16 protein-coding genes are annotated in these 19346 nt (G+C 40.4%); 8 read left to right on the forward strand and 8 right to left on the reverse strand.

Features of this window, described 5'->3' with window-relative positions; translation table 11 throughout:
* Window positions 1-49 precede the first annotated feature (49 nt).
* Window positions 50-1675: an alkaline phosphatase PafA gene (pafA, locus tag ACXIUD_RS04990; protein WP_458051514.1), complete on the forward strand. Its 1626-nt coding sequence runs from the start codon at window positions 50-52 to the stop codon at window positions 1673-1675.
* Between the two features lie 209 nt (window positions 1676-1884).
* Here the strand turns inward: pafA and ACXIUD_RS04995 are convergent, their stop codons facing one another.
* The 3 genes from ACXIUD_RS04995 to ACXIUD_RS05005 all read right to left on the reverse strand — a co-directional run bounded on the left by ACXIUD_RS04995 (window position 1885) and on the right by ACXIUD_RS05005 (window position 6791).
* Window positions 1885-2370 (reverse strand): methylated-DNA--[protein]-cysteine S-methyltransferase, encoded by a 486-nt coding sequence (locus ACXIUD_RS04995; RefSeq protein ID WP_458051515.1) that lies wholly within the window; start codon window positions 2368-2370, stop codon window positions 1885-1887.
* A 1472-nt stretch (window positions 2371-3842) separates the two neighbouring features.
* Window positions 3843-4997, reverse strand: coding sequence for a DUF4221 family protein (locus ACXIUD_RS05000; RefSeq protein ID WP_458051516.1), 1155 nt, complete (start codon window positions 4995-4997; stop codon window positions 3843-3845).
* A 1098-nt stretch (window positions 4998-6095) separates the two neighbouring features.
* The gene (locus ACXIUD_RS05005) at window positions 6096-6791 is read right to left on the reverse strand and encodes an XRE family transcriptional regulator (RefSeq protein ID WP_458051517.1); all 696 of its coding nucleotides are present in this window, start codon (window positions 6789-6791) and stop codon (window positions 6096-6098) included.
* Between the two features lie 97 nt (window positions 6792-6888).
* On the opposite strand from ACXIUD_RS05005, the gene dinB reads away from it, so the two are divergent.
* Entirely contained in the window at window positions 6889-8118 is a 1230-nt protein-coding gene (dinB, locus tag ACXIUD_RS05010) for a DNA polymerase IV (RefSeq protein WP_458051518.1), read from the forward strand.
* Window positions 8119-8421: 303 nt separating this feature from the next.
* On the opposite strand, the gene ACXIUD_RS05015 is transcribed toward dinB, so the two are convergent.
* The 3 genes from ACXIUD_RS05015 to ACXIUD_RS05025 are packed head-to-tail and all read right to left on the reverse strand — an operon-like array spanning window position 8422 to window position 10945.
* Complete coding sequence (locus tag ACXIUD_RS05015) at window positions 8422-9549, reverse strand: carboxypeptidase-like regulatory domain-containing protein (protein WP_458051519.1); 1128 nt, start codon at window positions 9547-9549, stop codon at window positions 8422-8424.
* Entirely contained in the window at window positions 9546-10637 is a 1092-nt protein-coding gene (locus tag ACXIUD_RS05020) for a 6-bladed beta-propeller (protein ID WP_458051520.1), read from the reverse strand. Before ACXIUD_RS05020 ends, ACXIUD_RS05015 begins: the two co-directional genes overlap by 4 nt.
* A gap of 59 nt (window positions 10638-10696) precedes the next feature.
* Window positions 10697-10945, reverse strand: a complete 249-nt coding sequence (locus ACXIUD_RS05025) for a hypothetical protein (protein WP_458051521.1) — start codon at window positions 10943-10945, stop codon at window positions 10697-10699.
* Window positions 10946-11362: 417 nt separating this feature from the next.
* Between ACXIUD_RS05025 and ACXIUD_RS05030 the strand changes: the two genes are divergently transcribed.
* Genes ACXIUD_RS05030 through ACXIUD_RS05050 form a run of 5 tightly spaced genes read left to right on the forward strand, consistent with a single transcriptional unit; the run spans window position 11363 to window position 16445 of the window.
* Window positions 11363-11629 (forward strand): DUF493 family protein, encoded by a 267-nt coding sequence (locus tag ACXIUD_RS05030; protein ID WP_458051522.1) that lies wholly within the window; start codon window positions 11363-11365, stop codon window positions 11627-11629.
* A gap of 11 nt (window positions 11630-11640) precedes the next feature.
* Complete coding sequence (locus ACXIUD_RS05035; RefSeq protein ID WP_458051523.1) at window positions 11641-11880, forward strand: 4a-hydroxytetrahydrobiopterin dehydratase; 240 nt, start codon at window positions 11641-11643, stop codon at window positions 11878-11880.
* Window positions 11870-12616 (forward strand): 16S rRNA (cytidine(1402)-2'-O)-methyltransferase, encoded by a 747-nt coding sequence (gene rsmI / locus ACXIUD_RS05040; RefSeq protein WP_458051524.1) that lies wholly within the window; start codon window positions 11870-11872, stop codon window positions 12614-12616. The genes ACXIUD_RS05035 and rsmI overlap by 11 nt, the downstream gene beginning before the upstream one ends.
* Window positions 12617-12619: 3 nt before the next feature.
* Complete coding sequence (locus ACXIUD_RS05045; protein WP_458051525.1) at window positions 12620-13417, forward strand: inositol monophosphatase family protein; 798 nt, start codon at window positions 12620-12622, stop codon at window positions 13415-13417.
* Between the two features lie 49 nt (window positions 13418-13466).
* Complete coding sequence (locus ACXIUD_RS05050; protein ID WP_458051526.1) at window positions 13467-16445, forward strand: AsmA-like C-terminal region-containing protein; 2979 nt, start codon at window positions 13467-13469, stop codon at window positions 16443-16445.
* An 820-nt stretch (window positions 16446-17265) separates the two neighbouring features.
* Here the strand turns inward: ACXIUD_RS05050 and ACXIUD_RS05055 are convergent.
* On the reverse strand, window positions 17266-18180 hold the full coding sequence (locus tag ACXIUD_RS05055) for an AEC family transporter (protein ID WP_458051527.1): 915 nt from the start codon (window positions 18178-18180) through the stop codon (window positions 17266-17268).
* Between the two features lie 92 nt (window positions 18181-18272).
* Between ACXIUD_RS05055 and ACXIUD_RS05060 the strand changes: the two genes are divergently transcribed.
* Window positions 18273-18503: a hypothetical protein gene (locus tag ACXIUD_RS05060; protein WP_458051528.1), complete on the forward strand. Its 231-nt coding sequence runs from the start codon at window positions 18273-18275 to the stop codon at window positions 18501-18503.
* Here ACXIUD_RS05060 and ACXIUD_RS05065 read toward each other — a convergent pair.
* Window positions 18500-18874, reverse strand: coding sequence for a UDP-glucuronosyltransferase (locus ACXIUD_RS05065; RefSeq protein WP_458051529.1), 375 nt, complete (start codon window positions 18872-18874; stop codon window positions 18500-18502). The genes ACXIUD_RS05060 and ACXIUD_RS05065 overlap by 4 nt on opposite strands.
* Window positions 18875-19346: the final 472 nt, after the last annotated feature.

The following is a 19346-nucleotide window of genomic DNA, read 5'->3' on the forward strand; positions in this document are numbered from 1 at the left end:
GAAACTATACCTAAGGAAGGCACAACCCTTGAAAAATTAAAATCATGCGATGAAAAAAATTATCCTCAGTTTATCATTTGCCCTTTGTTCATGGTTTGGACATGCCCAAGAAACAGAAAAACCAGCCATCGTCATCGGACTAGTAGTCGATCAAATGCGCCAAGAATACTTCTACAAATTTGAAGAACGCTACACCGACGGTGGCTTCAAGCGCCTGATGCGGGATGGCTTTATGATGAAAAATGCCCACTACAACTACATTCCTACCTACACCGGACCTGGACATGCATCGGTTTACACGGGTACTACGCCTGCCACTCATGGAATCATTGCCAACGATTGGTATGTCAAAAATCTAGGACGAACCATCTATTGTGCCTCTGACAGCACGGTCCAAGCAGTTGGGGGCTCTGCATCCAACGGGAAAATTTCTCCAAGAAATCTACTCTCCACTACTATCACAGATGAGCTTCGATTTGCAACTAATAAGCGCTCCAAGGTGGTCGGAATTGCCATCAAAGATCGGGGAGCAGCTTTACCGGCAGGACATTTAGGTGATGCCTATTGGTTTGATAGTAAAACGGGAGAGTTTATGACTTCCGACTATTACTACGAAACCCTGCCTACTTGGGTGCAGCAATTCAATGAGCGAAAATTGGCTGAAAAATACCTTTCCCAAACTTGGGAGCCACTTTTCCCCTTAGAAACTTACGTACAGAGCATTGCGGATGACAACGATTTTGAGGGACCCTTTATCGGAATGGATAAGCCTGCTTTTCCTTATGACCTGAAAAGTTTAATGGAAAACAATGGTGAATATGGACTGATTTCAACTACTCCTTTTGGAAACACATTGACTTTGGATATGGCATATGCAGCCATTGAAGGGGAACAATTGGGTAAAAGAGGAGAAACAGACTTTTTAGCAGTTTCATTTTCCTCTCCAGATTACATCGGCCACAGATTTGGTCCAAGCTCCGTAGAATTGGAAGACAATTACCTTCGATTGGACCGTGAATTAGAACAGTTTTTCAACTTTCTGGACAAAACTTATGGAGAAGGCAATTACCTGCTTTTCTTGACAGCGGACCATGCCGTGGCTGATATCGTGGAATACATGAAAAGTGAACGAGTCCCTGCGGGAAATTTCAATACCCGTTTTATCCTGACGCAGATGAAAGGATTCACATCCGAAAAATTCGGAGAAGGAGACTGGGTTATGAATTTCTCCAATGAGCAGGTCTTTTTAAATGACAAGTTGGCTGCTGAACGTGGCATAGCCATCGAAACCATCCAACGGGAATTGGCTTCTTTCTTACTTCGATTTGAAGGAGTCAAAGAAGTGTATACGGCAACAGACTTGCGAAGAGAAGAATACCTCAACGGAAGAAAAGCATTGTTGCAAATGGGATACAATCACAAAGCTTCGGGAGATCTACTATTAATCTTGGAACCAGCATGGCTGAGCAGTTCTTGGAAAGGAACCACCCACGGCACCGGATACACCTATGATACGCATGTTCCGATCGCATTTATGGGTTGGAATATTCCTGCAGGCAGCAGCACTCGCTACGCCAGCATAACAGACATCGCTCCTACTCTATCCATGCTATTAAACATCCGTCTTCCCAACGGATCCGATGGCAACCCCATCCACGACATCTTTATGAAATAAGGATAATGAAAAAAAGTAACGAATCCTCCGAAGGCTATTCAAACACTTCAATCGAGGATTCGTTACTTTTTCAAAACGAATTGAAAAACCAAAAAAAGTTCACAAATACGTATATCTCAGTACAGTTAATTGCTTTCATAAGGAGATAACGTACCGTTGACGGTCGACAGTGGACCGTGGTCAATTATCTCAATATCAATAAATATCTCCTAGTAATTCAAAACCGCCTGAACTCCCACTTTATCCTTCCGTTCCAGTTCGAGTAATTTCTCTTTTCTCCAAATCCCGCCTGCGTAGCCCGTCAATTGTCCCGACTTTCCGACAATCCGATGGCAAGGCATCATGATTAAAATAGGATTGGCACCAACGGCCGTTCCAACTGCACGCACAGCTTGGGGTTTTCCCATGCGGGTTGCAATATCTTCATAGGTAATTGTCTTACCAAAAGGGGTGGTATTGATAATCTTCCAGACCTCGTGTTGAAAATCTGTACCTCCCAAAGCCACAGGGATATCAAACGTATCCTGTTTGCCTTGGAAATACAATCCCAACTGTATACGTATGTCCATTAAGATACCATCCAAAAATTTGTCAGTCAAAGGCTCGTCTGTAAACTGTAATCGAACCAAGTATCCGTCCCAGACCTCAACCTTGACATTCCCCAATGGCGTTTCCATCACTGCATCATCTTTCATCTTCGCTCTTGTTTAAGGGTATGGTAAGCGTATTCAGTATGCCAATTAACTCAACGTGGGTGTGTTGTCAAAGGTATAACGGATTTCTGGCATTTTTGTCTAAAAATAGGAGTTAATATTAGTGAATAGTAGATTAAGTGATTAGTTTTTAGTTAATTAAGTGATTGGTTGATTGAGTGAAGAGTGAACAATGAAAAGTGAGCAATTAGAAATGGGGTCTAAACTTCGTCTGTGGGTTTTAACCCACGACTTCAAATGGATTATTGAAACAGAATTTGTGCGAATTTCTAAGGAATCCACCATATCAATTGCCGTGGCTTTTAAGCCCCGGCATTGGAAGAGGAATGAAAAGTGAGCAGTGAACAATGAAAAGTGAGCAGTGAGCAATTAGGAATGCTTGTGCTGAGCGTAGTCGAAGCAAGGAATTAGAAATGGGGTCTAAACTTCGTCTGTGGGTTTTAACCCACGACTTCAAATGGATTATTGAAACAGAATTTGTGCGAATTTCTAAGGAATCCACCATATCAATTGCCGTGGCTTTTAAGCCCCGGTATTGGAAGAGGAATGAACAGTGAGCAGTGAACAGTGAAAAGTGAGGAATTAAGAGTGCTTGTACTGAGCGTAGTCGAAGTAAGGAATTGGAATGAAGAGTGATAAATTGCTCCGCTGTCCGAGATTTGCAATCTCGGTCAGCAGATAAAAGGGGATTTGCAATCCCCTAGGGGTATTTTATTTTTTTGGGAGGAAAGGTTTTAGAAGGTAGAGAGTTGAGTGGTTTATTATCGGAAAAATATGGAATCTGATTCCATATTTTTCCATGATCGAAACTTGTTGTCGGTCGTCCCTATGGGACTTTGGAACATGGCAACATCCATTACAACCGAAGGTTGAAACCCTCGGCTAGTATGTCAATCATGCCTATGGCACTAATAAACCCTAAATCCATTACAAACCTAATCAAAGCTCCATCGGAGCGATCCACATGCTAGCAACGGGTTTCAACCCGTTGTTCATAAATCCACCATATACAGGCGAAGTGTCGTAGGCACAATCGGCAATGAATAAATTCATCCATACGTACCCTAATGACAGAATTTTACACAATCAAGCCAAAACTGATTAAAAACTAAAAACTTCTACCGCCATTTAAAAATTGGGCTACAATGACGAGTTCACGCCAAAATGAAAAGCCACAAAAATAGGGATATACCATCGCATAAAAGACTTCCATGGGGACATCCTCCAAGATCTCAAGCCTAAAGGCCCTATTGATACCAGAAAATTATTTCAATTTATTTCCACTTTATTTCGCACACCTGTCTACCGACAGGTAGAGCATATTTCACTCTCTAACCCCCAAGTCTCCCCATCCAAATGTCCCATAGCTAGCCCCAATTATTTCTACCTTATATCCACTTTATTTCCCCTTATTTCAATTAGACTTAAATCGTATCTCTAAGACAAATCTGTCTTTAACTCTCAAAACTCAGCAAATAAAACCTAACCATATTTTCTACTGGGTCCTCTTTGCTGATGTATAAACCCTTTTTGCCAACAAAGAACATGGAAGATAACTCCACTTCGTCCATAGAGAAAATAATTTCACCCACCTTTTGATTTTTCTTTAAATCATAAATAACAAGTCCTTGTCTGGAACTATCTCTTAATTCTTTATAATTCGAGTATTGGTCCAAACTTACTGGAGGTACTGTAACTTCCCTAAATAGGAAATGATTAATTGGATCTATTAGCACCTGTCCATATTGCCCTTTTGAATAGAGTATAAAGTATCCATCATCAGAATTAACTTGAGACTCTTTTACTGGGCCTATTGGAGTTACATTGGTATGATTAGCCTTAATAGTGTTCACACCATTAAAATCCCTATCATAGACATAAATGTTTTCTTCAGAGGGAAACGATTGATAAATTTCTTTATTAAATATAGTTTGATAAATTACAATTGAATTGGAAAGATGGAAGAAGTTATCTCGGTACTTTTCTGGGAATCTAATACCATCCCGGACATTACCATTTTCTAAATTCAACCGTTGTGTTACCACCATATCATTATAGTAATCTTTTTGGTATGGATTTTTTTCTCCAATTCCTTTAATGAAAAGTTCTTCCCCAATCGCTCCGGTGAGGGGTTGATGGGTAGGGTGAGGCAAAATAGAAACGCTTCCATCTGAATTCTTCAAGTCATATCTCCGTATAATATCTCCTTTTGAATTAACCTGAAATACTTTATAAAGAAAGCTGTTGACTATAAATATGGAATCTCGATTTAAATAATAAAATCCGTTCATAGAACCTATCCCATTGGGGCCATCCAACTCAAACTTTATTCTATCGATCATATCACCAGTTGAGATATCAAAGAGAAATATTCTATCACGATTTTTAAAATCCGCAAATACCAGCAGCTCCTGTCCATCTTCTTCGATTACTTGAAGACTCGTGGTAAATGTAGACGTTTCTTCAAGGGCTAAAGAGAATGCCTCAGATAGTTCATAGTTCAAAATCTTATCTGACCCACCGTCACCAATTGGCTCGACAGCATCCTGAGCTCCTTTGGAACAAGCCACGGCAATAAGCGCAATAAATACTAATTTAAAAACTTTCATAAAAAACTAAATTAATATGGAAAACAAACATTGTATCGATGAATTTATTTGACAAAAACCTATTTCAATTCACTATTTTTTACTCAATAAATTCTTTAAAAACCCTTTACAGCTAGCCTGAAAAGAATTATTAGTTGAATTTAGAAAAAAAATATAGTCTCCCAAACTTTTTAATTAAATTTTTAGTCAAAATATTAAAACCTAACCATATTATCTACAGGATCCTCTTCGCTGATGTATAAACCCTTTTTGCCAACAAAGAACCTCCATGGGAACTCCCTCCCAGACCTCAGGCCTAAAGGCCCTCTCGCTGGGACGAGCTATTTGTTTTCTACAAAGATCACAGGCCTAGCGGCCCTATTGATACCAGAAAATTATTTCAATTTATTTCCGCTTTATTTCGCACACCTGTCTACCGTCAGGTAGAGCATATTTCACCCTCTACCCCAAAAAAAATCTCTCCATCCAAATGCCAACTATCCATTCCCAATTATTTCCACTTTATTTCTACCTTATTTCCCCTTATTTCCCTTATTTCAAGAAGACTTAAATCGTATCTCTACGACAAATTGTCAAGTCATAATTTTTCTTGACACTTTTTTTCCAATTCTCCTGTAGCTTGCTAGTAAGTTAAAAACCTAGTTTAACATCTTGAACATACCTTCGCGTTTTTATTTCATATGATCATTCTATAACCCAACTATTAGCTCTATCGGAGCGGCCGATATTTTAGCAACGGGTTTCAACCCGTTGATGTATATTCACACCCTAGGCGAAGTGTCGTAGACACGATTGACATTGGCTAAAGGTATTTATGTCGGCCGTCCCTATGGGACTTTTGGGAGAGAGCTTGATAACTTTTATCCGAGGGTTGAAACCCTCGGCTAGTATGTCGCACGTGCCTAAGGCACTAGTAACCTTCACCTACATTTTAACATCTAACAAAAATTACCCCCCCTCTCAAGTATTTTGTATCCAATCATTTATCATGTCCTGATTCTTGTCTCTTGATTCTTGTCTCTAATCTCCTACCTTACGGTAGGCAAGCTCGCCTCCTGCTTGCAGCAGGCAAGTCTCGTCTCTCGCTTCTCGCCTCTCCTACACCATCATCAACCGAAACTTCCACACTTCCCGCACATCCGAGATCGTCACATAAAAGGGCTTGTAAATCGGATTGGAGGAACAGAGCAATAGCTGTTCTTTTTCCCTGATCTGATTGTAAGCGAGTTTGAAGGTGACACCGTCCTGCTCGGTGACGATTACGTATTTTTCTCCATCCTTGATGGCAAACCAATCGTCCACGTACTCACAGACTAGCCAAGCCCCGTCAGGAATAGGCAACATGGAATCCCCATCCACCTGAAAAACCCGGTGCTTCTTATCCTGTGGCAAAAAGGGCAGAGAGAAGCGTGGCAAATCTTCAATAAAATCCGGATCGGAAAAACCTGCCAGATAAGAGGCCTTAGCTTTTTGAGAAACTACTTCGATCAATTCTCGCCCATCTCTATCCACCGTGGTACTCAGGATGCGGAGACTCCTGCCTCTGAGAAACTGATCCGTCTCCAACAACTGTCGCAACTTATACTCCGAAAGTGTCGCCAATTCCTTTCGTAGCAAAATATCCACCGATACCCCAAAATAGTCTGCAAACTCGATCAGCTTCTCCAATGGTGGAGAGATATTGAGTTCGTAACCCGCCAATTTGGATCGACTGATGCCTAAGGCTTGGGCCAAGGTCTCCTGAGTCAACCCCTTCTGTTTGCGTAGAAATTTAATATTCGCGTTCAAATGCATTTTTTCCGTCAATTGATGTCATGCGTGCAATTACACCTTTCAAATATAAAAAATGATGTTTAAATTATAAACACAAAAATGTTAAATTAATTGACAAATGGAGAACGGGAGAAGCATCGTGCACATGGATTTGGATTCATTCTTTGTGTCAGTAGAGCGATTGTATGACAATCGATTGGTGGGAAAACCCATCCTCATCGGAGGTTCGGGGGATCGAGGGGTGGTGGCTTCCTGCAGTTACGAGGCCCGAAAATTCGGGATTCACTCCGCCATGCCCATGCGAACAGCGCGGCAACTCTGTCCCGAGGCGCTGATTATTCGGGGGGATTTTGAAAAGTACAGCCAAAAATCCCATGAGATCACAGAAATCATTCGAGATGCTGTGCCGCTTTTCGAAAAGTCCTCCATCGACGAGTTTTACATAGACTATACAGGGATGGATCGCTTCTTTGGCTGCCTCAAGATGGCTAGGGAACTACGCGAGCGCATCCTCAAAGAAAGTGGACTCCCGATTTCTTTGGGGCTGTCCGAAAACAAAACCGTCTCCAAAGTGGCCACGGGAGAGGCCAAACCCAACAATTACCGGGAGATCCCACGGGGAGACGAGAAACCTTTCCTCGCCCCTCTATCCGTGCGGAAGATCCCCATGATAGGAGAGAAAACCTCCAATACCTTGTTCAACATGGGGGTCAAAACGGTCAAAACCCTGCAAGTGATGCCTTCGGAATTGCTGGAGGCTACATTTGGAAAAAATGGACTCAACATCTGGGAAAAGGCCAACGGAATCGATCGCAGTCCCGTGGTCCCTTACTCAGAGGCGAAGTCTATCTCTTCCGAAAACACCTTCGAGCAGGATACCATCGATGTGAAAATGCTGGAAGCTCATCTGATCGCCATGACCGAGCAGCTAGCAGGGAAGCTGCGGCAAAATCAGCAGCTCACCGCATGTGTGAGTGTCAAAATCCGCTACTCCGATTTCGATACCCACACCGTGCAGCAGCGCATCCCCTACACCTCTCAAGACCATACGCTCATACAGGTAGTCAAGGACTTATTCAAAAAACTCTACAGCCGCCGCATGCTGATCCGGCTTATCGGTGTACGCTTCAGCAACCTGGTCCATGGCAACTATCAGATCAACCTCTTTGAGGACACTGCCGAGCAAATCCGCCTCTACCAAGCCCTAGACCGCATCAACGGCAAGTTTGGAGACAAGACCGTCTGCAGGGCTGTGGGTATGCAAGTAGGTAGGAGGCGATTTAATCCTTTTAATGGGACAGTGGTGAAAAAAGAGGGTTTGAGTTTAAATCTATCTCAAAAGTCATGACATGTAATTGGTGATGATTTTTTGATGCTGAAGCATCAAAAAATTTAAAATGACAAAACAATAGCAGATAATGTAATCAAGAAACAAAAGTTTACCAGTCCCACTTTACTCGCTTGACTATTTTGATTACCAAAAAAATAACCAACAAAATCCCAGTAAAATTCAGAGTTTGCCAAGTTAAAATATTTAAATTTTCCAATATAGTAGGTATTGAAATAAATTAAATAACAGATTTTAAAAATGAGGCCCATAAAACCAAAAACGCTTCCCTAAATCCGCTTTCTTGCATGGAGGCTTAATGAATCAATAGTCAAATGTGATCAAATAGGTATGTGAATTTATTTTTGATGCAATACTTTTCCATAAACCTAACTCAAGCACTTCATTTTGCGAAAGAAACCCTGATGCATCTTTACTTAGCTTTGGTAAAGCATATAAATTCAATTTGATATTTGAAATAACTGAGAAATCATCTAATTCATTCTTTTGATAAAAGGATTCCACAACACAATTACTGGATTTCAAAATATATTTACCAACATCATTTCTTTCGTTCCAGACTTCATACATTTCTTTCTTAATTGATACTTTTTTGTATCCGGCAACTTTACCCATCAAATTCAACCTTAGATTCTCTGCCTTTAAAGTTTTTCGATTTTTCCAATAACTTAAATAGTGAATTCCAAAATCCTCTTTGTCTATCCACAGGACCCCGTCGAATTCCGACTTTACAGACTTTCCTGTGAAACTGATTTTGTAAATTTCAGAATTTTCATCTTCGATTTGAAAATTATATAACTTCAAATGATCTTGAGACAAAAAATAGGGAGAATGGGATACTTCAAAAAAGAATTTATTTATATTCCTGAAATGGTTCTTTTTGTAGAGGGTACTGTCTAAGGCAATTACTGTGTCATTACTTGTATTACTGGCATAATGCAAAAAATCATAATTGGGTAACCAGTTATAATTGTTAATCTGCCTGTCAAATAGCACAAACCTTTCCAGGTAATTCTCTTTCTGCTTTTCCAAATTTCGAAAAACAATTTTTTCTCCATACTCATAAGTACTTACAGATGGAAATACATTATAAATCTTGCCGATTTGAGCAGTGACGTTCATCATGATTAGCTTGGCATCTGAAGGAGTTACAACAACCTCTTCGAGTACATAAGTTTCTTCTTGCAGAACAATCGTAAGTCTGTTATTTGGCGTGACACGCATGTCCAAAGTTTTATATCCCAGACATCTGAACTTCAATTCCGGTAAATCGGAATCAACTTCAATTTTAAATTCTCCATATTGATTGGCAATAGCATTGAAATCCCCACTGCTTACCATAGCATAGGGAATAGGATTACCACTATTATCTACGATTTTACCAGAGACTACATCATTAAAAAACAGAATGATTAGCAAAAAAAGCATCATAGCGTCTTTTTAAGTTTAAATTTTACAATAGCAAAGAAGGCTTCCGAATCGAAAGCTCCCAAAATCTCGGCATCAATTTCCTCTTCAAAATGGGAGATTAACGCCCTGAAGTGATCCAGATCTATGACGGAAATAAACTCATCATTTCTAACGACATAATAATGCAACAATGCGAAGCTAATCAAGAATTCCTCAAAGCTTTTCCCCTCTTTCAATTTGAATACCTCTTTATTTCCTTCATTGATCAATCGATATTCTGGTCTACCAGAATTTTTGTAATTAAATATTATTTTATTATCAATAATGGCTAAGCCATCCATATTCGTGACTTTATCCTCGTATTCATCTTCGAATACATTTAATTTTTCTGGTGTTAAGAATTGATTCTCAAAATCCAGTGTGTGCAAAACTTCCACATCATCAGGACCAATACTATATAAGTTATTGTCAAAAGGAAGGCAAAACAAATTCCGCTCCTCAAATGTGGCAAATTGATTGGTTAATCCAAGACTAAGCAAAGGTTCTTCCTGAAATGGTAATAACTTATTTTTTACAGCTAATGTGTTTTTATCCAGGACTACAAGATTATATTTCTCACTGTCCGAAATGGGCTCATAACCCAAATAGCATAGCAGGTTATCCCCATGAATTCCAAGCAGCTTTTCTATAATTATATTCAACCTGACCGTTTTGAGGTACGACCCATCGCTTGTAAATTTTTCAATTCTTTTTCCCTGAGTATAAAAAATAAGCTCATCAGCATCTGAATCTATTACAAAATCATAGATATTTTGAGATTCAAAAGATTGGATTTTTTTCAAGAACTCTCCCTGCATGGAAAATACTTGCAAACTTTTGGAAAATTCAGTATCCAAAACATAAACCTTATCTTTATAAATCTCTATTTTGTCTACAAAACCAAATCCGCTTTGAGCATTGAATAATATCGGAGTAAGTACCAAACCTTCGAAAACCTCACTTATCTTCAGTTCAACATGAGGTTGAATAACTTCGATGCTATTTGATTTCTTTGTGCAAGATAGAAATGCAACAAATAGAATGAGAAAAGGTATATTGAGTTTTTTCATATTTCAATAAAAATAGAACCTATTAGAAAATAGGTTCTATCTAGATTTAGATTAGCTCCCTATTTATTACAATTACCTGAATTACACCCACCTGTCCCATCCACACATTTTATCCTATTCCCAATATAAGCATAAGGCTGTCCGTTTTCATAACCAGCTCTTATACAAGTGACATCTTTCTCTTTGTATTGACAATCATCACAAGGAGGAGGGGCGACACTCTCTTGAGCATTTGAACGATTAATCCCAACTAATCCTGCAAAACACAAAATCAGAATGAGTGAAAGTTTTAATTTCAAGTTTTTCATAAAATTATTGTTTGGTTTATTCAAAGAAAAAAAAAAAAATAGATAGATACCGAAAAAAAGTCAACTTTTTTCCATAAAAAATCTTTATATTACCCTTTGAATTAATTTATTAACGATCAAATTCAAAATGAATTTTTACTGTTAAGTCATATGGATTGCCAATCCCACCATAGCATTACATGTTTTTTTACCTAAAATAGTGTGTGTGTGTTGCAAATAGTTAGCATACTTTTTTTTGAAAAAAATAGTTGAATTTATTGATTTTGTAAACAAAGTAGTCTTTAAAACAGATGTATTCGTAGTTTTGGAATTGAGTTTTTTTTGAATACCTAATCATCCATTACTGCTGCTGAGAACAAGTATTCTAATTCTCACACACTACTACCATTTCCCCACTTAAATCCTTAAATTTGCAACATGAAAGGACAATTCGATACCCAAGCTTTCAAAGAAAAACTGGAAGCACAAACGACCTTCCCCTCACTCTACATGTTTAAATTTATCGTTCCGGTGGCACAGCAGGATGAACTGGCAGCTTTACTACCCAACAATGCGATTCAGTTTAAACAATCTTCCAAGGGAACCTATGTCAGTGCTACCATCGAAGCCATGATGCCCAACAGTGATGCCATTATTGCCGTTTATGAAAAGGCAGCCAAAATCACTGGCGTCATCGCACTTTAAACAATAATATTATGTGGACCGAACAAGACAATAAACTTCGCAGAGAATTTAAATTCTCCGATTTTCAAGAGGCCTTCGCCTTTATGACACGTGTAGCATTTTTGGCGGAAGCCCATAATCATCATCCTAACTGGAGTAATGTCTACAACACCGTCATCATCGAATTGACTACGCATGATGCAGGTAATGTGGTGACAGAAAAGGACAGAAAACTCGCTGCTGCCATCGATAAGATTGGATATGCAGGCTGATCAACATATTCATTTATTCCTCGTACCAACCCCCGTAGGCAACTTGGGGGACATGACGTTTCGTGCCATCGAAGTACTCAAGTCCGTGGATGTCATCTTAGCCGAAGACACACGCACTTCTGGCAAACTTCTGAAGCATTTTGACATCCAACGTCCATTACAATCCTATCACATTTTCAATGAACACAAGACCATTGAAAAGCTGATCCAGCGCATGCAAAAAGGAGAAGTATTGGCACTGATATCGGATGCCGGTACTCCCGCAGTATCTGACCCTGGTTTCTTATTGGTACGCGCAGCGCGGGAAGCCGGACTCAACGTTTCCTGTCTTCCGGGAGCAACAGCCTTTGTACCGGCCTTGGTCAATTCTGGGTTTCCAACGGACCGCTTTGTTTTTGAAGGTTTTTTACCGCATAAAAAAGGAAAAAAGACCAAGGTGGAAAGTTTGGCAACCGAAACTCGAACCATGATTTTCTATGAATCTCCTCACAGATTGGAAAAGACCTTGGAACTGTTTGTAGAAGTTTTTGGTCCAGACCGAATGGTAGCGGTATCCCGTGAAATCAGCAAACTTTACGAAGAAAACTTACGAGGAACCTTACAAGAATTGCTGACCCATTTTTCCGAAAATCCTCCCAAAGGAGAAATCGTATTGTTGCTCCAAGGAGCAGAAGAAATCAAAGAAAGTAAATCCGAGGCCAAACGTAAAAAATGGCAATCATCTGAAGAAGACTAATCCATGCAAGAGCTTACCCATATTGTAGCAGAAGTAAAAAGTATCGCCAAAGAAGCAGGCGCATTTATCCGCCAAGAGCGACTGAATTTCAACTTGGACAAGGTGGAACATAAAGGCTTGAATGACTTGGTTTCCTATGTGGACAAGCAAGCTGAAATGATTATCATCTCCCGCTTGCAACAAGTACTCCCAGAAGCGGATTTTATTGCAGAAGAGGGCAGCGCAGGCACAAGTGGCAAAGACTGGACCTGGATCATTGACCCTTTAGACGGCACCACAAACTTCATTCATGGAGTTCCTGTTTTTTCTGTCAGCATAGGCTTGCGCCATCTAGATGAAATTATTTTAGGGGTGGTCTATGAAATCAATCAGGACGAATGTTTCTCTGCTGTCAAAGGACAGGGGGCTTTTTGCAATGAAAAACCAATCAAGGTAAGTCCTTCCAAATCCTTGTCAGAAGGCTTAATGGCAACGGGATTCCCTTACAGTGCGTTTAAACAGTTGGATCAGTACCTCGCAGTATTGAAAGCTTTGATGGAGACTTGTCATGGAGTACGGAGAATGGGGAGCGCAGCCGTGGACTTATGTTATGTAGCTGCTGGAAGATTTGATGCATTTTATGAGTATGATCTCAAACCTTACGACGTTGCGGCAGGGTCTTTGATTGTACAAGAGGCAGGAGGAACTGTGACAGACTTCAAAGGAGGAAAAGATTTCCTCTTTGGTAGAGAAATTTTGGCCAGCAACCCTCTAGTATATACCGAAATTCAAGAAATTCTAACAACCCACTGGAAAGGCTAAGGCATTAACAGTCTTTTACGTGGAAGAAATTCATAAACTTATTATTGACATGAAGAAGACATCGATAATCGTCGCCTCAATTTTTGTATTCCTTTTGATCGTTGCTTTCGTGTTACCTTCCTTTTTGAAAGGAAAAATCATCGAAAAGGTCGATCAGGCATTGGAAGAAAACGTCAATGCGGATGTTTACTACAATCCTCAAAAGGTAAGCGCCAGTATTTTCCGAAGATTTCCCAATGTTTCAGTTTCGATTGGAGACTTTGGAATTGTAGGTCGGGAAGTTTTTGCCCAAGATACGCTGATCCATGTGGACCGTGTGCAGGTTGACTTCAACTTACGCTCCCTGCTTTTTGGGGACTACCCTACCCTCACGGGGGTACATTTGGACGGAGCTGACATTTTGGTCAAAGTTTTGGAAGATGGAAGTGCCAATTATGACATCACCTTCCCCTCGGAAGATGCCTCCACGGAAAGTGATTTGCAGATTGGAATTGATTTAATTGAAGTCAATGACGTCAATTTGGTGTATGATGATCGCTCACTGAATTTTTTAATGGCACTTGGCAACTTAGCTGCCGTGGGTTCGGGAGATTTTACCTTGGATGTTTATGAAATGCCTTTGAAAGCAAGTGCGGACATTCTCACCATGAATTATGAAGGTGTCAGTTATTTAAGCAATAAAAAATTCAAAGGGGAAACTTTATTAGGCATTGATCTGAATGAAATGAAATTCACCTTGGGTGATGGTTCTTTTGCTTTGAATGATTTTTTGTTTGATTTGAAAGGCCTCATAGCCTTACCTGAAGAAAGTATTGATTTTGACTTGGTCTTTTTCTCCAAAGAAAGCTCCTTCAAAACCTTGCTATCATTAGTTCCCGGCATGTATACCGAGAGCTTCGAAGGCTTAAAAGCCAGCGGTACTGTGGACTTTCGTGGTATGTTTAAGGGTTCCTACAGTGAAGAAAGCTTCCCTTCATTTGACATAGGCCTCAATGTGATGGACGGGATGTTCCAATATCCAGACCTCCCACTTCCTGTATCTGATGTACAGCTGGAGATGCATTTGAAAAATGCAACCAGCGACCTTTCAAATACGACAATCAACATACCAATTTTTAACCTCCGAATGGGGAATAATCCCATTGAAAGTAGATTTTTCATAGCCAATCTCCGGAGTTATGATATGGATGCCAGTGTGAGAGGCAAATTGAATTTACAAGAACTCACCTCTATTTTCCCGGTAGATGGCATGCAGGTTCGAGGATTGCTCGATGTTAAGGCAATTGCCAAAGGCCGGTATGATGAGGCGAAAAAAGAACTACCTAACCTAGATATTCAGTTGGCTTTCCAAGATGGTTTTGTAAAAAACAGCGATATCCCGACTGCCTTAGAGCAAATAAACGTGCAAGCTAGCATCCTCAATCCTAGCGGCAAAATGAATGATTTCCGAGTGAATTTAGAGCCATTTAGCTTTTTGTTAGAAAATGAAAAAGTAGAAGGAAAAATGCGCATCTCAGATTTTGAGCAGCTCAATTGGGATGGAGCCATTAAAGGCGCCTTGGATATCGGTAAAATGATGGCGATTTTCCCTCAAGAGGGAATGGAACTAGCGGGTAAAATCCAGGCGGATATCACCACCAAGGGAAGCTACGATGCAGTCAAAAAAGAGCAGTACAATCGATTAGACACCAGAGGTTTTGCCAATCTTTCCGATTTCTCCTTCAGCAGCACGGATATTCCACAGGGAGTCCTGATCACAAGCGCCAAGGCAGAATTCAACCCCGATCGAATTACCTTAACCGAATTTGCTTCCCAACTCGGACAAAGCCCTCTATTCGCTACCGGATCTCTTTCCAATTACATGAATTACCTATTCGAGAAAGATGCTACGCTTAGAGGACAATTAAACCTTCAATCCGACAAATTCAATGTCAATGAATGGATGACGGATAGCAGCACTTCGGATGAGGCATTGGAAGTCATAGCTCTTCCTACTAATATTGATTTCAATATGAATGTCTTGGCCAAAGAGGTGCTGTACGACAACCTGAATTTGCGGGACGTCAGGGGAAATATGACCTTGCGCAATGGAGTGCTTTCTTTCAAAGATACCGGTATGCGTTTGCTTGGCGGGCAAGTCACCATGAATGGTTCCTATGACCCTACGGATTTGACCAAACCTACCTTCGACTTTGGCTTAGCTATCAACAGTCTTTCGATTCCGGAATCATTTAAGGCTTTTAATACTGTTCAAATACTCGCTCCTATTGCTCAGCATTTGACAGGTGTAGTGAATTCAACCCTTAATTTTTCTGGAACATTAGGGGCGGATATGATGCCGATTTTATCAAGTCTGGATGGGAAGGGTATCCTTCGGGTAGCTGAAGCCTCCTACCAAAACAGCGCCATCGTTCAAGGCGTTACCAGTTTAACTCGGTTAAATGAAACCAACACACTGGTCTTTAGAAATGTAGCTATTCCTATTCAAATCAGCCAAGGCGTTTTGAATGTTCAACCTTTCGATGTTCGCTTATGGGATTATCAAGCCAATATACAAGGAAGCACCGGCTTTGACGGCAGCATCAATTACCTCATCAATATGCAAGTCCCAGCAGGTAAATTCGGTAGCACTGCCAACAATTTATTGGCTACCATCTCGGGCACCCAAGCCACAAGCAATACAATCATCCCTTTGGCCATCAATTTGGGAGGATCCTATGGTAGTCCACGGTTTTCTTTAGCTGGTGGCAATAGCATAGAAAACTTACTGACCTCCGCCCTGCAAAGCAGAGTGCAGACCGAGCGACAAAACATCACCGAGCAAGCTACCCAACAATTCCGAGCAGCTGAAGACAGCATCCGCAGAGAACTCCAAGTACGCTCTGAACAATTGCAAGACAGCGCTCGACGGGAAGCCGAGAAAAAGGTCAACGAAGTCAAAGGAAAAGCCACCGATGAAGCGACTAAGGTCATCCGTAATTTGATTAGACCTAGGAATACCAAGCCGGATACTACGGGAAAGAACTAGGGAGAGGGATTGTACCAAGTACGAAGTACAAAGTACCAAGTACCAAGTAGGGATTTGGATAGGAGAAGCGAGCTCTTCGACAGGCTAAGGGACTGAGGCAAGAAACGAGAGGCGAGAGACGAGAAGCGAGAGGTGAGAATCGAGAGACGTGACCTACACTGCTCACTGTTCATTGCACTTCCAATGCCGGGGCTTAAAAGCCACGGCAATTGATTAGGTGTATTCCTTAGAAATTCACACAACTTCTGTCTCAAAAATTCAATCAAAGTCGTGGGTTAAAACCCACAGACGAAGGTTACACCCCATTTCTCAATCCTCATTCTTCATTCCTTGCTTCGACTATGCTCAGCACAAGCATTCCTAATTGCTCACTGCTCACTTTTCATTGTTCACTGCTCACTTTCAACTGTTAATTCCTCTTCCAATGCCGGGGCTTAAAAGCCACGGCAATTGATGGGTGTATTCTTTAGAAGTTCGTCCAAATTTTGTTTTAAAAATTCAATCAAAGTCGTGGGTTAAAACCCACAGAAGACAGTTGTACGCCATTTCTAATTCTTCATTCCTTGCTTCGACTATGCTCAGCACAAGCATTCCTAATTTCCTCACTGTTCACTATTCATTGTTCACTGCCAACTGCTAACTGTTCATCCCTCTTCCAATGCCGAGGCTTAAAAGCCACGGCAATTGATTGGAAGTATGCTTTAGAAATTCACACAACTTCTGTCTCAAAAATTCAATCAAAGTCGTGGGTTAAAACCCACAGACGACAGTTGTACGCCATTTCTAATTCTTCATTCCTAATTCCTAATTTGTTTCACTGTTACCAGCCAAGCTCTAAGAAGTAGTACCACCCTCCTAAAGTCAAAAACGACAATGGAATTCCGATTCCCACTAACAGGGATGCTAGCTTGGGTTCTAGATCGTGTGAGATGGCTATGATGGAACCTGTGATCATTGGTGCCATGGCCATTTCCATGACGGAAACTTTCAGCAACAATCCCTCGACACCCAAAATAGGACCAAATACTATCCAAATAATCAAAGGAATCAATACCAACTTGTAACCTAATCCACACCAAAGGAACTTATTTGAGATGGCTTCCAAGTTAATCTTTATTTGCAAGCCCACGGCAGTGAGCGCCACGGGGGTTAAAGCCAAAGCAATCCAACCAAACAAGTCATCTACCCAACCTGTCGCACTCCAGCCAACCAAATTCAAGACAAGCGCTAGGTTGAAAAATATGAACGGAGGAAAACGAAGGATTTTTCCAGCTATGTCTCGTTTGCGTTTTTTACCTGATGAATATATGGAGGCTACAATGATAGCCAAGGTGCTTACCAGTATAAAAGAACCCGCTTGGTCAATTAACAAGGCTATTTTCACCGCATCTGATCCATATAGCGCCTGCAACACAGGTATTCCTACAAAGGATGTATTGGCTAATCCGCTGGTGATAATCAAACTTCCTGTCACCGAACGCGACCACCCCCTCCACTTTCCCACTTGTGAAAACAACAACCAAGAGAGGAAGAAACTGATGTAGGCTACAGAAACTGGCAGTAGCAATTGCAGGGAAAGTTCCACACGCGGTAAGTAGCGCAAGGCTAAGGCAGGAAGAATCACTGAAATCAACAATTGGTTCAGCCATGCAGCGAGCTTATCCGGTGAATTTAAAAGTCGTTGCAAGGATAAACCTAAGACCAGAAAAATCAGAATTTGAAGGAGGTTAAGCATGTAAGTTTCTAAAATTTAACATTCTCATAATTCATTCTTAACCAGATTCTTTGGAAAATAAACTTGATTTGTGGAGTAAATTACGATAAGCTATGAACAAAATAATACCACTTGAAGTAAAAGGCCAAAAAATCGTACAGCTTTCTATGTTAAGCATAGACGAATCCAATGATATCCGCAGCTGGTTGCCGCAAAATAGCATCCAACAAATAGAGTTTCAAGGGATGGAACTCAGTGACTGCATTGCTTACGAGACCTATGAATGCTGGTTCCGTACCAATCATAGTTTAAACTTCCGCTTTTCCAGTATCTTGGATTTTTAATCTAAACCGTAGAGTTTTCTTTTTTCAGCGAAGTACTCGCTTACCTGTGGGTACAGTAGACTTTCTACCACAGGAACTCCTCCAATGGTCAAGGCCGCATTGCCTTGGGCCGTTTCCAAATCCACATCCATGGTCTCAATTAGGAAAATCAGTTCTTGAAGGGTCAGTGGTTGATCTGTTTGTTCAGGGTTGAGCTTAAACTCATTTCCATAAAAATCCACTGCCTCAAAATAATACAGCCCATCCAAGGCATTGGCAAAGATGCTGATTTCATCTCCCCAGGTACTTTCGGGATAACTTAGCTTGCATATCAAGGTGTTGGGACCAGTGCCATTGAAATAGGTTTCAGGCCGAAAATTGAAGTCAATCATGGGGTAAAGTTAGGGAATTTGAAGTCAATAATGATTTAGGAATTAGTTTCAAGCTAATGACTATTTTTTCCTAAAAATATCAAAATAGAGCTCGAAAAAGAAGTCATGGAGAAGCTTTATCTACTCCACCTAAATCACCCTTATTGAATCGGAAAAATCTCCTACCTGTCAATAAAAAAATAATATACTTGATAATCAGGTATTTAACAAAATCAAAAAAAAAAAAAAAATAGTTGATTTTTTTTTACAATAACCAACTATTTATTATCATTGATAATCAGTTACATATAAAACACTACACATGTTTTATATACTTAGTAACATAATATTTATTTACTGTCATCCGACTAAATTAAGATTTTCTTCATAATTGGTCTAGTTTTACAATTTAGGGGGGTGTTTTTGAATTTTGAAAAACACCCCCCTTGCCAATTTCAAACAGGTCAAGTTGTACTATTTCTAGATCCCTGTC

This window comes from Mongoliitalea sp., assembly GCF_054166905.1.